Annotated in this window: 14 protein-coding genes and 1 tRNA gene; 8 read left to right on the top strand and 7 right to left on the bottom strand. The window is 67.0% G+C overall.

From position 1 onward, the window contains the following. Positions 1-20 precede the first annotated feature (20 nt). The gene (locus DC366_RS06520) at positions 21-923 is read left to right on the top strand and encodes a MurR/RpiR family transcriptional regulator (RefSeq protein ID WP_108691415.1); all 903 of its coding nucleotides are present in this window, start codon (positions 21-23) and stop codon (positions 921-923) included. Between the two features lie 174 nt (positions 924-1,097). Then, positions 1,098-1,421, top strand: a complete 324-nt coding sequence (locus DC366_RS06515; RefSeq protein ID WP_108691701.1) for a 2Fe-2S iron-sulfur cluster-binding protein — start codon at positions 1,098-1,100, stop codon at positions 1,419-1,421. Between the two features lie 103 nt (positions 1,422-1,524). Here DC366_RS06515 and DC366_RS06510 read toward each other — a convergent pair whose 3' ends face one another. Together DC366_RS06510 and purD are read right to left on the bottom strand one after the other, a co-directional pair. Continuing rightward, a complete protein-coding gene (locus DC366_RS06510) occupies positions 1,525-2,406 on the bottom strand; it encodes a bestrophin family protein (protein WP_108691414.1) in 882 nt (293 codons plus the stop codon). Then, the gene (gene purD / locus DC366_RS06505; protein WP_108691413.1) at positions 2,403-3,668 is read right to left on the bottom strand and encodes a phosphoribosylamine--glycine ligase; all 1,266 of its coding nucleotides are present in this window, start codon (positions 3,666-3,668) and stop codon (positions 2,403-2,405) included. The genes DC366_RS06510 and purD overlap by 4 nt, the downstream gene beginning before the upstream one ends. A 137-nt stretch (positions 3,669-3,805) precedes the next feature. Between purD and DC366_RS06500 the strand changes: the two genes are divergently transcribed. From DC366_RS06500 to DC366_RS06485, 4 genes are all read left to right on the top strand, one after another. After that, on the top strand, positions 3,806-4,366 hold the full coding sequence (locus DC366_RS06500; protein ID WP_108691412.1) for a type 1 glutamine amidotransferase domain-containing protein: 561 nt from the start codon (positions 3,806-3,808) through the stop codon (positions 4,364-4,366). Positions 4,367-4,407: 41 nt separating this feature from the next. Next, a complete protein-coding gene (gene xseA, locus DC366_RS06495) occupies positions 4,408-5,973 on the top strand; it encodes an exodeoxyribonuclease VII large subunit (protein WP_108691411.1) in 1,566 nt (521 codons plus the stop codon). A gap of 128 nt (positions 5,974-6,101) precedes the next feature. Further along, positions 6,102-7,007: a LysR family transcriptional regulator gene (locus tag DC366_RS06490; protein ID WP_108691410.1), complete on the top strand. Its 906-nt coding sequence runs from the start codon at positions 6,102-6,104 to the stop codon at positions 7,005-7,007. Between the two features lie 170 nt (positions 7,008-7,177). After that, positions 7,178-7,711, top strand: a complete 534-nt coding sequence (locus DC366_RS06485; protein WP_108691409.1) for an NADPH-dependent FMN reductase — start codon at positions 7,178-7,180, stop codon at positions 7,709-7,711. Between the two features lie 53 nt (positions 7,712-7,764). On the opposite strand, the gene DC366_RS06480 is transcribed toward DC366_RS06485, so the two are convergent. Further along, entirely contained in the window at positions 7,765-9,006 is a 1,242-nt protein-coding gene (locus DC366_RS06480) for an NAD(P)/FAD-dependent oxidoreductase (RefSeq protein ID WP_108691408.1), read from the bottom strand. A 193-nt stretch (positions 9,007-9,199) separates the two neighbouring features. Here DC366_RS06480 and DC366_RS06475 point away from each other — a divergent pair, with 193 nt between their 5' ends. After that, the gene (locus tag DC366_RS06475; RefSeq protein WP_108691407.1) at positions 9,200-10,384 is read left to right on the top strand and encodes a benzoate/H(+) symporter BenE family transporter; all 1,185 of its coding nucleotides are present in this window, start codon (positions 9,200-9,202) and stop codon (positions 10,382-10,384) included. 72 nt (positions 10,385-10,456) lie between these two features. On the opposite strand, the gene ykgO is transcribed toward DC366_RS06475, so the two are convergent. Then, the gene (gene ykgO / locus DC366_RS06470) at positions 10,457-10,582 is read right to left on the bottom strand and encodes a type B 50S ribosomal protein L36 (RefSeq protein ID WP_005850168.1); all 126 of its coding nucleotides are present in this window, start codon (positions 10,580-10,582) and stop codon (positions 10,457-10,459) included. Between the two features lie 80 nt (positions 10,583-10,662). Next, a tRNA-Val gene (locus tag DC366_RS06465) sits at positions 10,663-10,737 on the bottom strand. 156 nt (positions 10,738-10,893) lie between these two features. On the opposite strand from DC366_RS06465, the gene DC366_RS06460 reads away from it, so the two are divergent. Continuing rightward, entirely contained in the window at positions 10,894-11,757 is an 864-nt protein-coding gene (locus DC366_RS06460) for an N-formylglutamate amidohydrolase (protein ID WP_108691406.1), read from the top strand. A 38-nt stretch (positions 11,758-11,795) separates the two neighbouring features. On the opposite strand, the gene DC366_RS06455 is transcribed toward DC366_RS06460, so the two are convergent. Then, the gene (locus tag DC366_RS06455; RefSeq protein WP_108691405.1) at positions 11,796-13,052 is read right to left on the bottom strand and encodes a DNA polymerase IV; all 1,257 of its coding nucleotides are present in this window, start codon (positions 13,050-13,052) and stop codon (positions 11,796-11,798) included. A gap of 107 nt (positions 13,053-13,159) precedes the next feature. After that, a complete protein-coding gene (pyrF, locus tag DC366_RS06450) occupies positions 13,160-13,858 on the bottom strand; it encodes an orotidine-5'-phosphate decarboxylase (RefSeq protein WP_108691404.1) in 699 nt (232 codons plus the stop codon). Positions 13,859-13,963 lie beyond the last annotated feature (105 nt).

The following is a 13,963-nucleotide window of genomic DNA, read 5'->3' as shown; positions in this document are numbered from 1 at the left end:
AAGAGTTTCAGGATTTGCCGATGAACCTGCCCTCCCCAGAAGGCCCGCAGCCGCGCGGGCAGACCGGCCGCCAGACCGTGCGCGAGGCGATCCGCGCGCATTACGCCGCGCTGACCCAGTCCGAACGCAAGTTCGCGCAGGCCCTTCTGGACAATTACCCGGCGGCGGGGCTGACCTCGATCACCATTGCGGCGGCCAATGCCGAGGTGTCCACGCCGACGCTGGCGCGGCTGGTGCAGAAGCTGGGCTTCAAGGGCTATCCGCAGTTCCAGCAGGCGCTTCTGGCCGAGCTGGAGGCCAAGGCGTCCGGCCCCACGCAGCGGCGCGACCGCTGGGCCAGCGACGTGCCCGAATCGCACCTGCTGAACCGCTTTGCCACGGCGATCGGCGATAATATCCAGCAGACGCTGGCCAATGTGGACAGTGCGCAGTTCGACAGTGCCACGCAGCTGCTGGCCGATACCGACCGGCGGCTTTACGTGGTGGGCGGGCGCATCAGCCGCGCGCTGGCCGATTATGCCTTTACCCATTTTCAGGCCGTGCGGCGGCGCATCACCCACATGACCTCCAGCTCGGCGACGTGGCCGCATTACGTGCTGGACATGGAGGAGGGCGACGTCCTGCTGCTGTTCGACATGCGCCGCTACGAGACGAACCTGCTGCGCCTTGCCGAGCTGGCGACAGCGCGGGGCGTGCGCGTCATCCTGATCACCGATCAATGGGCCAGCCCCGCCGCCACCCATGCAGCGCACACGTTCCATTGCTGGACGCAGATCCCGTCGGCCTGGGACAGCAACACCTCGACGATGATGCTGCTGGAGGCGCTGATCGCCGCCGTGCAGGAGGCCAACTGGCCCGAGACGCGCGAACGCTATGAGCGGCTGGACAGCATTTTCGACGCCGCGCGATTGTTCGAGAAATAGCCGCGGCGCCGAAACCGGCAGCTGCGCGGCCGTTTTGCGGCCTTTCGGGGTGAACAAAATCTGAACGCAGGCCTGTTTGCGCAACTCTTTTCCGCGCTTTGACCAGATTCGGCTGGTTTGGCCGCTTTGGGAGGGCTAACAACCGTGAAACGCCAGAAACGGGAGTCTGCGATCATGGCAAAGATCACCTATATCGAGCATAACGGGACCAAGCATGAGGTCGAAGTGCCCACTGGCCTGACCGTGATGGAAGGCGCGCGCGACAACAACATTCCCGGCATCGAGGCCGATTGCGGCGGCGCCTGCGCTTGCTCGACCTGCCATGTCTATGTCGATGCGGCCTGGGTCGAAAAACTGCCCGCCAAGGACGACATGGAGGAGGACATGCTCGATTTCGCGTATGAGCCCGATCCCGAACGCTCGCGCCTGACCTGCCAGTTGAAGGTCACGGACGATCTGGATGGCCTTGTCGTGCAGATGCCCGAAAAGCAGATCTGACCTGCGGGGGGCGCGGCGTCTGCTGCTGCGCCCCTTGCCTCCGGCCGCCCGCCGCGTGCGGCCATTGGCGCGCCCGTGGCGACCGGCGCCGCGCGGCACCCGTTCAGCTTAGATAGAACCGATCCGCCTTGAGCGGCGCGGGCGTCGGCATGTCCAGATGCGGCGCCAGGCTGATCTCGATCGTGCGGCACATCGCGTCCAGCGGCAGGCCATTGACCGTCTCGCCGAACGGATGGGCCAGCTCTTCGGTCACTTCGGCGAGGCCGATGAAGATATAGGCCATGATCGCCACGAAGACCGGCGTCAGCCAGCCCGCCGTGTCCATCAGGCCGAACGGGATCAGCCCGCAATAGAGATATGTCGTGCGAAAGATCAGCAGAGAATAGACATAAGGAAGCGGTGTTGTCGCGATCCGCTCGCACCCGGCCTGCGCCAGCGCGATGGAGCCGATCCGCTCGGCCAGCGCGCGGCGGGCGAACCCGTCGGGCGCGGCGGCGGCGACCACTTCGGTCATCTGGTTCAGCTTGGTGCAGGGCGGATGCGGCGTCTTCAGATCGCCCTCGCTCAGCCAGTTGGCAGGGGCCGCCCTGGACGGCAGTTGCCGCAGGTTCAGCCGGTGCGCATGAATGAAGCCCAGCGCAAGGGTCAGCAGGCGGTGCCGGTCCGCGCGGTCGGGCACGAAGATCTCGGCGTCGCGGGCAAGGCTGCGCATGTCGGCAATAAGCTTGCCCCACAGTTTGCGCCCCTCCCACCACCGGTCATGCGCGGCGTTGTTGCGAAAGCCCAGAAACAGCGACAATGCGATGCCGAAGACCGCGAAGGGCGCGGCATTGGTATGGGGCAGCCGCAGCACGTTCAGGTCCACCCAGACCAGCCCGGCGGCAAAGGCGGTCACGAACGCCACGCGCGGCAGGATCTTGGGCAGGACCGAGCCGCGCACCGAGAACAGCAATTGCAGCAGCCCCGGCTTGTCGCGGATGATCACAGCGCGCGCCAGCCGATATCGCGGCGGCAGAAGCCCTCGGGCCAGTCGATGCGGTCCACCGTGGCATAGGCCCGGTCCGCCGCCTCGCGCAGGCTGGCGCCCCGCGCCGTCACGGTCAGGACGCGCCCGCCGGCGGCGGTGATCCTGCCATCCCTGGTGGCGGTTCCGGCGTGGAACACCATGTTCCAGCTGTCGGCGGCGCAATCGTCCAGCCCCTCGATGACGCTGCCCTTTTCATAGTTGCCGGGATAGCCCTTCGCGGCCATGACAACGCAGAGCGCGTGGTCCTCTGCCCAGGTCACGCCCGCCTTGTCCAGCCGCCCCTCGGCGGCGGCATGCATCAGGTCCAGCGCCTGCGCGCCGAGGCGCATCATCAACACCTGCGCTTCGGGATCGCCGAAGCGCACGTTGTATTCCACCAGGCGCGGCTGGCCGTTCTCGATCATCAGCCCTACATAGAGCACGCCTTGAAACGGCATCCCGCGTCGGGCCATTTCGGCAATCGTCGGCCGGATGATCTGGTCCATCGCGCGCGCCTCGATCTCGGGCGTGACCACCGGCGCGGGCGAATAGGCGCCCATGCCGCCCGTGTTGGGCCCGGTGTCGCCCTCGCCCACGCGCTTGTGATCCTGCGCGGTGCCGATGGACAGGATATTCTCGCCGTCGCAGAGCACGAAAAGCGACGCTTCCTCGCCCTGCATGAACTCCTCGATCACCACTTCGGCGCCGGCCCCGCCAAAGGCACCGCCGAACATGTCGTCGATCGCGTCATGCGCCTCCTGCACCGTCTCGGCGATGATGACGCCCTTGCCGGCGGCAAGGCCATCGGCCTTGACCACGATCGGCGCGCCTTGGGCCGTGACATGGTCTTTCGCCGCGGCGGCATCGGTGAAATGCCCGTAGGCGGCGGTGGGCGCGCCGCAGGCATCGCAGACGGCCTTGGTAAAGCTTTTCGACGCCTCCAGCTGCGCCGCGTCCTTCGACGGCCCGAAGGTCAGCACGCCGACCTCGCGCAGGCGGTCGGCGACACCGGCGGCCAATGGCGCTTCGGGGCCGATGATGACGAAATCAATCGCCTCCTGCTCGGCGAAGGTGGCGACCGCGCCGGGGCTCATGATGTCCAGCGTCGTCGCGCATTCGGCGATCTGCGCGATCCCGGCATTGCCGGGCGCCACGATCAGGCGGTCGCATTTGGGGTTTTGCAGAACGGCCCATGCAAGGCTGTGTTCGCGCCCGCCACCGCCGAGGATCAATATGTTCATGCCGCTCTCCCATCATCTGCGCCTGCGCGCACTCAATAGGGCCAAGGTGCCGCGCAGGCAAGCGGGCGGCGATGGAACGCGTGGCGCGCACATGCGTTGAGGCAGCAATGGACATCCAGACAAGAAAGGAAAGACAAATGGCTGATATTTCAGACCGCAAAGTCGCCATTCTGGCAACCAACGGCTTCGAGCAATCCGAGCTGGAAGAGCCGCTGAAGGCGCTCAAGGACGCGGGCGCGACCGTTCACATCATCGCGCCCGAAGGCGGCGAGATCCGCGGGTGGTCCGGCGATGACTGGGGCTCGAAGGTCAAGGTTGATCACACGCTCGATGCGGTGAAATCCGCCGATTATGACGCGCTGATGCTGCCCGGGGGGCAGATCAACCCCGATCTGCTGCGCGCAAACAAGGACGCGGTCGAATTCGTCCGCGCCTTCTGGGACGCGAAGAAGCCGATTGGCGCCATCTGCCATGCGCCGTGGCTGCTGATCGAGGCGGGCATCGCCAAGGGGCGTGACATGACGTCCTATCATTCGATCCGCACGGATGTGGAGAATGCCGGCGCGAACTGGCACGACAAGGAGGTCGTCACCGACAAGGGCCTTGTCACCAGTCGCAACCCCGATGATCTGCCCGCGTTCTGCGACAAGCTGATCGAGGAGATCGCCGAGGGCAAGCATACCTCGCGCGCCGCATAGCCGACCTTTTCAAGCGCGCCGGGATGGGGCATTGATAGCGCATGTCTGACCTTATCGATGATCCCAGCCCCGGCGAAAACGCGCCCGAATTTTCCGTCTCGGACCTTTCGGGCGCGATCAAGCGCGTCATCGAGGGCGAGTTCGGCCGCGTCCGTGTGCGCGGCGAGGTTGGCCGTGTCTCGCGGCCCAAATCGGGGCATCTTTACCTGGATCTGAAGGATGACCGTGCCGTTATCAGCGGCATCATCTGGAAGGGGGTCGCGGGCAAGCTGCCCGTCATGCCCGAAGAGGGGATGGAGGTGGTCGCGACCGGCCGCCTGACCACGTTTCCCGGCCAATCACGGTATCAGATCGTCATCGAGGATATCAAACCGGCGGGTGCGGGCGCGCTCATGGCGATGCTGGAGAAGCGCAAGGCGGCGCTGGCCGCGGAGGGTCTGTTCGCGCCTGCACGCAAGCGGCCGCTGCCTTATCTGCCTGAAATTATCGGTGTCGTGACGTCCCCCTCGGGGGCGGTGATCCGCGATATCCTGCACCGCCTGCGCGACCGGTTCCCGCGCAAGGTGCTGATCTGGCCTGTTGCCGTGCAGGGCGAACGCTGCGCGCCCGAAGTCACCCGCGCGATCGAGGGCTTCAACGCCATGACGCCCGGCGGCGCGCTGCCGCGGCCCGATCTGCTGATCGTCGCGCGGGGCGGCGGCAGTATCGAGGATCTCTGGGGCTTCAACGAGGAGTCGGTCGTGCGCGCCGCCGCGGCCAGCGACATCCCCCTGATTTCCGCGGTCGGGCATGAAACGGACACGACCCTGATCGACCATGCCGCCGACAGGCGAGCGCCAACGCCCACCGCCGCCGCGGAACTGGCGGTGCCCGTGCGGCTGGAGCTGCTGGCATGGCTGGACGGGCAGGAGGGGCGTTTGATCCGCGCGCTTAGCACCGGTGTTGCCCAGCGCGGCCAGCGGCTGCGCGATCTGGCGCGCGCCCTGCCACGGGTGGAGACACTTCTGGATACCCCGCGCCAGCGGCTGGATGTCTGGGGCGACCGCCTGCCCGCCGCGCTGATCCGGGGCGTTCAACTGCGCCGCGTCGCCCTGTCCGAGGCGGGGGGCGCCCTGCGGCCCGGCGTGCTGCGCCGGATGATCGAAGGCGACAAACGCCGCCTGACCGGCGCGGCCGAGCGAATGGGCGGCGCGCTGCAGCGCCGCACCCGCGACGATGCCAAGCGGCTGGACGGGCTGGCCGCGCGGCTCGTCGCCCGCGCGCCCGGCGACGGCATCGCGGCGAAGCGTGCGGAAATGGAGCGCAGCGCGGCGCGCCTGTCTGCCGCCGCCACGCGCCAGACCGCCGGATGGCGCCAGCGCATCGACGCGCTCGATCGCTTGCGCGAGACGCTGGGCTATCGTGCCACGCTGCAGCGCGGCTATGCCGTGGTGCGCGCGGGCGGCGATCTGGTCACGACAGCCAAGGCAGCCAAGGGCGCTGGTGCGCTGGAAATCGAATTCGCCGATGGGCGGCTGGAGGCCCGCGGCGCCGCGCCCGGCCCGGCCCCCAGGAAATCCGCGCCCAAACCGCGCCGCGACAAACCGGATCAAGGCAGCCTGTTCTGACCCTTTGCGGCGTTTCCATGCCGCGAACGATCCCTGACAAAACCCCGCAATTGTCGAACCCGCGCCGCGATTGTGCCTGAATTGGCCCGCATACCGACGGCTGACAGATAGCCGGAAGGATGCGCTCAATGGATCGCCTGACAGAGATGGAAGCGTTCGCCACCGTGGTGGATCAGGGCGGCTTTACCGACGCCGCGCGCAAGATGGGCATTTCCAAATCTGCCGTGTCCAAGCACGTGTCGTCGCTGGAGGCGCGGCTGGGCGCGCGGCTGCTGAACCGCACGACGCGCCGCGTCAGTCCGACGGAGATCGGGCTCGCTTACTACGACCGCGCGCTGCGCGTGCTGAACGACGCGGGCGAGGCGGACGCGCTGGTCAGTTCCATGCAATCGGACCCGTCGGGCCTGCTGCGGATCAGCGTGGCGACCGATTTCGGCGTCAATCATCTCAGCCCCGTGCTGGGCACGTTTCTGGACGAGTTTCCCGAAATCACCGTCAACATGGTGCTGAACAACCGCTATGTAGAGCTGATTTCCGAAGGCTTCGACATGGCCATCCGCATTGGCGAGCTTGAGGACAGCACCCTGCGCGCGCGCAAACTGACCGACACGACCAAGCGGATGATCGCCGCGCCCGGCTATATCGCCAAATATGGCCGTCCCGCAAAGATTGACGATCTGAACGAACACAAGCTGCTGCATTACTCCAGCCAGGCCGGCGGATCGGTCTGGAAACTGACCGCGCCATCGGGCGAAAAGCGGCAGGTGCGCACGGCTGGCGGGCTGTCGGTGAATGACGGTCAATCGCTGCTGAATGCCGCGATTTCGGGGCTTGGCATCGCGTATCTGCCCAGCTTTCTTTACGCCAAGGCGATGGAGCAGGGGCTGGTGGAGGATGTCATTCCCGACCTGCCGATAGAGACCCAAGGCATTTACGCCGTCTATCCGCCCGGCCGCTTTACCCAGCCGAAGGTACGCGCGTTCATCGACTTTCTGGTTCATGCCTTTGCCGACAAGGGGCCTGCCGAATGGTAGGGCTGCGCGCGCGGTGATTTCCTCTGCCGAAAACGGCCACCTTCCCCGGACGCCCCAGCGGCGGTCCGGGTTTTTTCGTGCGGTGCAGCGCAGTCTCTGTGCGCCGCGCAGGCTTGCCTTTGCACGCCTCAGCCGCAATTAAGGGCCGGAGCAAAACGAAAGGAATACCGATGAGCACGCCCGTCCTTCTGACCATGTCCGGATCCCTGCGAAAGGGGTCCTACAACCGGATGCTGATTGCCGAAGCCGTTCGCGCCTTTGGCGAGGCCGAGGTGATCGAGGGCGATCTGGATCTGCCGCTGTTCAATGGCGACGTGGAGGATGCAGGCGTGCCGGCGAAGGTCCAGACGCTGGTGGACCAGGTGGCCCGCGCCGATGCATTGATCATCGGCGCGCCGGAGTACAACAAGGGCATCTCGGGTGTTTTGAAGAACGCGATCGACTGGCTCAGCCGCAGCAAACCGCCGGTTCTGAAGGACAAGATCGCCGTCATTCTCTCCGCCGCAGGCGGGCGGACCGGGGGCGAGACCGGGCATTTCATGACCCAATCCATACTGACCCAGCTGCAGGTGAACGTGGTTCACGGCCCGCTGATTCTGGTCGCGGCGGCGCCAAAAGAATTTGGCGAGGATGGCGCGTTGAACAATGATTTCCTCAAGGGGCAGGTTGCGGACCGGATGGCGCGCCTGCGGCAGATGCTCTAAAGCGTTTCGCCTTTAACCTGAGCCACCCGCGAGAGGCGAAACTCTTCGGGCGGCTATTCGAACCTGTTGGCGTCGAACGCCTCCAGATTCGCATTGCCGCGCCCGCCGATCATGTCCGCCACCCAGCGTCCGGTTTTCGGCCCGCCGGTCAGCCCGATATGCTGGTGGCCGAATGCGGCAAAGACGCCGCTGGCGCCCATCTGGCCGATCAGCGGCAGCGCGTCGGGGGTGGAGGGGCGATAACCCATCCACTCCTCGACGCTGTCATAGGTCAGATCGGGAAACATCTTGGCCACGTTGCGCCGCAGCAGCGCAAGCGGCCCGCGTGTGATCCTGGGCGAGGTGCCGCCCAGCTCGACCATGCCGGCGCAGCGCAGGCCCTGCTCCATCGGGTTTACCGCGAATTTTCCCTTGGTCATCATCAGCGGCATGTTCGGCTTCTGCGACGGGTTCTTGAATTCCAGGTGAAATCCCCGCTCGGCCACCAGCGGCACGCGCACGCCCAGCTTGCGCGCGAGTGGCTCGGACCAGATGCCGGCGGCCAGAACGGCGGCGTCGCAGGGCAGGGCGCCCTGATCGGTCAGCACCTGCGTGATGCGCCCGTCCTGCATGGTCACATCGCGCATCTCGGCGCGGCGCAGGGTGCCGCCCTCGTCCGTCAGCACTTGCGCCAGATCGGCCATGTAGGCGCCCGGATTGGTGATATGGCCGTGCCCCTTCAGCCGCACAAGGCAGCTGGTGGAGGGGCCCAGCATTGGCTCGATCTCCTGCACCGCGGGGCCTTCGATCACCTCCGGCACATAGCCCGCGATGCGCCGCAGCTCCCAGGTGTAGGCGTCGGCCTGATAGGCGGCGCGGTCCGCATAGGCCCAGCCGAAATCGCTGGAGGCGATCCACCGCTCGGCCCGCGTGCCGCGCGTCAGCGCGCGGTGCTGATCGACGCTGTCGTTCAGCAGGTGCGACAGCGCGGCCGATATCTCGCGCGTGCGCGCATCGCCCGAGTTGCGCAGAAACTGCACCAGCCACGGCGCAAGGCGCGCCATTTGCGAGTATTGCAGCGACAGCGGCGCATCGCGCGAGACCATGTATTTCAGCCCCGTCCACGCGATCCCCGGCCCGCTGATCGGCACGATGCCCCATTCGGCAAGCAGCCCGGCGTTGCCATAGGACGCGCCCGCGCCCGGCCCGTCCTTGTCGATCAGGGTCACGTCATGGCCCGCACGGCGCAGCCAGATCGCGGCGGACAGCCCGCAGATCCCGGCCCCGATAACGATGATCCTGCGCGTGTGCGTCATGTGCTGCCCCTGTTTCCGCGCCGCCAGCTAAGCCACTTTGAGCAGCGCCTGCAAGGGCGGAGCGATGCACGCCCGTCGCCACCCTTTCGCGCCGCGTGATGCCGCCGCACACGGGTTTGCCTGCGACGGCTCTGGCGGATGCGGCGGCTTTCTGCAAGGTTCGCGAAAAAGCAATGCAAGGACGCCCTGCACGATGATCCGCAACCTGCCGATTCCTGCGATCTCCATGGGGCTTCTGGCCGCTTTCGTGGGCTATTCGGCCTCCTTTGCCATTGTGCTGGCCGGGCTGACCGCGATGGGTGCCACCGATGCGCAGGCGGCAACGGGCCTGTTTTTCGCGACGATCGCCATGGGGATCTGCAGCATCTGGTTGCCTGCGATGACGCGCATTCCCGCGGCGGTCGCATGGTCCACGCCGGGGGCCGCGTTTCTTGCCGCGACGGCGGCGCTGCCCGGCGGGTTTGGCGAGGCCGTCGGCGCGATGATCTATTGCGCGGTGCTGATCGTTCTGACCGGGTTCATTCCGGCGCTTGGCCGCATCGTTGCCGCCATTCCCAAGCCCATAGCGAACGGCCTGCTGGCGGGCGTCCTGCTCAAGCTGTGCTTGGCCCCGGCGCTGGCGCTGGGCACAATCCCCCTGCTGGTGCTGCCGGTGCTGGTGGCGTGGCTGGCCGGATTGACCTGGCGACGCATGGCCGCGATGCCCTTGGCGGTGATTGCCTTTCTCGCGGTGCTTTATCTGGCGGTCGATACCTCGGGCGGCGGGCTTCAGGCGGGCGGCGCATGGCTTCCGGCGTTTGCCCCCGTCGCGCCGATCTTCACGGTCCAGTCGTTTTTCTCCATCGCCCTGCCGCTTTATCTGGTCACGATGGCGGGGCAGAACATCCCCGGTTTTGCCGTGCTGGAACTGAACGGCTATCCGGTCGAGCGTCAGCCCCTGATCCGCAATACCGGCCTTGTCAGCCTCGCGGTTGCGCCCTTCGGCTCGATCCCGGTCAACATGTCGGCGATAACCGCGTCGATGATGGCGGGCGAGGATGCGGGGCGCGATCCGGCGATCCGCTATTGGGCGGCGGTCACGTCGGGAGTGGCCTATGTCCTGCTGGCCTGCGCGGCGGCGCTCGTGACGACATTGGCCAGCCTCGCGCCACTGGCGCTGATCACGGCGGTGGCGGGTCTTGCGCTGATCCCGGCGCTTGTCGGCGCGATCTCGGCGGCGTTCAGCAATCCCGCCCAGCTCGAAGCGCCCGCGCTGACGTTTCTGATCGCCGCCAGTGGCATGACGTTGCTGGGTGTCAGCGGCGCGTTCTGGGGCGTTGTCGCCGGATCGCTTGTCTGGATGTCCAAGGCGATAGCGCAGCGCTCAAAGGGCCATTGAGCCACGAAAAAACCCCGCCTCTTCCAAGGCGGGGTTTCATTCATCCGGCCGGGTCGGCCGGGTGCCTGCTGCTTAGCCCTGACGGGCCTTGAAGCGGCGCTGGGTCTTGTTGATCACGTAAACGCGGCCTTTGCGGCGCACGACGCGGCAATCCCGGTGCCGGTTCTTGAGCGAGCGGAGCGAATTGCGAACCTTCATCGTTCTCTTCCTCTTCATGTCGCGGCGCGGGCCAGCGCCTGGGGTTACGGGCGGCGCCGCCTGCGGCGCCAGTGAATTCATGGTGGGCGATACAAGGTTCGAACTTGTGACCCCTTCGATGTCAACGAAGTGCTCTACCACTGAGCTAATCGCCCATGAATACCGCCACTTCAACGGCGCCCCTCATATGAAAGGGGCGCGAGAATCCGCGCCGGTCCGCTGGTCTATAAGAGGAGTCGCGCGGGGGATCAAGGGGGCTTTTGATTACGTGGGACTTTGGTCTATCCTAGTCCGACCTGCCCGGAGATTGCATGCCCAAGGCCGCCTTTCATCTGCACCACCCCGACCGCCGCGATACCTGCTGCGTGTTCGCGTCACCCCATAGCGGACGCGACTATCCGGCGTGGTTCGTGCAGGGCTCGCCGCTGGACGCGCTGACGATCCGCAGCTCCGAGGATGCGTTCGTCGATCAGCTGTTTTCGGCAGCGCCGCGATATGGCGCGCCCTTGCTTCTGGCCGGGGCGCCGCGCGCCTTCGTCGATCTGAACCGCAGCGCGGACGAGCTGGACCCGGCGCTGATCGACGGGGTGCGCCAGAGCGGACACAACCCCCGCGTTGCCGCGGGTCTGGGCGTGATACCGCGTGTCGTGGCGGGCGGGCGCGCCATCCATACCGGCAAGCTGCCGCTGGCCGAGGCAGAGCGCCGCCTTGACCGGATCTGGCGGCCCTATCACGCGGCCCTCGCCGCCGAGATGGAGCACGCCCATACGCTGTTTGGCCGCGCGATCCTGATCGATTGCCACTCGATGCCGCGCGAGGCGATGGATGGCACCGTGCGCCCCGGCGCGCGGCGGCCGGACGTGGTGCTGGGCGACCGTTACGGCGCGTCATCCGCCCCCGAGATCACCGACGGGATCGAGCAGGCCTTCGCCGCGGCCGGCCTGACCGTCGCGCGCAACACGCCCTTTGCCGGCGCGTATGTCACGCAGACATACGGCCGCCCCTCGCGGGGGCGTCATGCGATCCAGATCGAGATTGACCGCGCGCTTTACATGGACGAGAAAAAGGTCCGCCCGAGCGCCGATTTCACCGCGTTCTGCGCGCTTCTGGACGGTGTCGTGGGCCGCATCGCGGCCATCGGGCGCGCGGCGTCCATGCCGCTTGCCGCGGAATGAGCCGGCCTGCCGCGACCTGAGGCCACGCCAAGGCGCCGTCAGCGCAGCGCACGACCCTTCAGGATGGCCCCCTCGCCAAACCGCCGCCGGATTGCATCGCTGGCGCGCTCGGCCTCGCCGCGCCGCGCGGCGCCGGGATCCAGCAGATCGCCGGACAGATCGGCCGCGCTTTCGGGCACCAGATCCGACAGGCCCACCCCGATCAGGCGAAACGGCGCCTCGCCCGCCGCGCCATCCATCAAGGCGCGCGCGGTGCGATAGATCGTGTCGGCCATCTGGCTGGCATCGCGCAGCGATTGGCGGCGCGTCAGGCTGCTGTGATTCGCGCGCTTGAGCTTGAGCGTGATGACACGCCCCGCCAGTTGCCGCGCCTTGGCCCGGTCCGACACCTTCTCGGCCAGCCGCCAGATATGCCCGTCCAGAATGTCCGGATCGCCGGTATCCTCGAAAAATGTCGTCTCGTTCGAGATCGACTTGACGGGGCTACGGGCATCGACGCGGCGCCGGTCCTGCCCGCGCGCCAGATGCCACAGCCGGTCGCCCATCGCGCCGAAGCGTGCGTGCAGGTCCGTCCGCTCCCAGCGCAGCAGGTCGGAAAAGGTGCGGATCCCTGCCGCCTCCAGCGAGGTCTGCATCGCCTGCCCGACGCCCCAGATCAGGCGCACCGACTTGCCGCGCAGGAAATCGGCGGTTTCCGCCTCGCCAATCACGGAAAAGCCGCGCGGCTTGTCCAGATCCGACGCGATCTTGGCCAGAAACTTGTTATGGCTCAGCCCGATGGAGCCGGTCACGCCCAACTCGTCGCGCATCCGCTGCACCAGCCGCGCCAGCATCACGGCAGGCGGCGCGCCATGCAGGCGGGCGGTGCCGCGCAGGTCCAGAAACGCCTCGTCCAGCGACAGGGGCTCGATCGCGGGGGTCAGGTCCTCCATCATGGCGCGGATCTGGCGCGAGACGGCGGCGTAAACCTCCATCCGCGGCTTGATGACCACGGCATCGGGGCAGAGCTTGAGCGCCTGAAACATCGGCATCGCCGACCGGACGCCCTGGATGCGCGCCACGTAGCAGGCGGTGGAGACCACGCCGCGCCGCCCGCCGCCGATGATGACCGGCTTGCCCTCCAGCGCGGGATTGTCGCGCTTTTCGACGCTGGCATAGAAGGCATCGCAATCCATATGCGCGATGCCCAGATCGAACAGCTCGGGATGCGACACGACACGCGGGCGCCCGCAGACAGCGCAGCGGCGCTGGTCGGGCTCATTGGGGCTGGTGCAATCTCGGCAAAAGGCGGGCATGGATCATCATATCACGGGCGCGGCGCGGGCATCCAGAGCGCCCAGGCTTCTTCTTGCTGCAAATATCCTCGCCGAAGGCCCGTATCTCTTTGGGGCGTCGCCCGCTTTCAAGGCAGGCTGGCCAATATCTGCGCAGCGGCTGCCGCCGGATCATCCGCCGCGCATATGGGCCGTCCGACCACGATGTGATCGGCGCCCGCACCTATCGCATCCGCCGGTGTCGCCACGCGCTTTTGATCGCCGAGCGCGCTGCCCGCGGGGCGCACGCCCGGCGTGACGATCAGCCGGCCCTCCGCCTCGGGCAGCGCGCGGATCAGCGCGGCCTCCTGCGGCGAGGCGATGACGCCGCTGGCACCCGCCTCAAAGGCGCGCGCGGCGCGGGTGGCAACCAGGTCGGGGATGTCGCCTGGAGCGATCAGCCCGGCGTCCAGATCGGCCCGGTCCAGCGATGTCAGGATGGTCACGGCCAGAATTTTCAGGTTGCTGCCCGCCGCGCCCTCGCAGGCGGCGCGCACCACATGAGGATCACCATGCACCGTCAGAAAATCCAGATCGAACGCCGCAAGGCCGCGAACGGCGGCCTCGACCGTCGCGCCGATGTCGAAGAGCTTCATATCCAGAAAAATGCGCTTTCCGTGGTCGGCCTTCAGCTCGTTCGCCAAGGCAAGGCCGCCGCCGGTAAGCATCCCCAGACCGATCTTGTAAAAGCCGACCTGCGGGCCCAGACGTTCGGCCATGTCGAGCCCAGCAAGCGCATGGGGCAGATCGAGGGCGACGATAAGGCGATTGTCGGGGGTTGCGGCCATGGGGTGCTCCTGCGTTCGGGCTCCCATGCTTTTCGCGGGCGGTGCGGCGTTGGTCAACAGCCGTTTGCGGCCTGTGCTGATTGGCGCAGGCCGCAGGGCGTATCA

The sequence above is a fragment of the Pelagivirga sediminicola genome (assembly GCF_003072125.1).
GTDB lineage: Bacteria > Pseudomonadota > Alphaproteobacteria > Rhodobacterales > Rhodobacteraceae > Roseovarius > Roseovarius sediminicola.
This window is presented reverse-complemented; position numbering and strand designations above follow the sequence as displayed.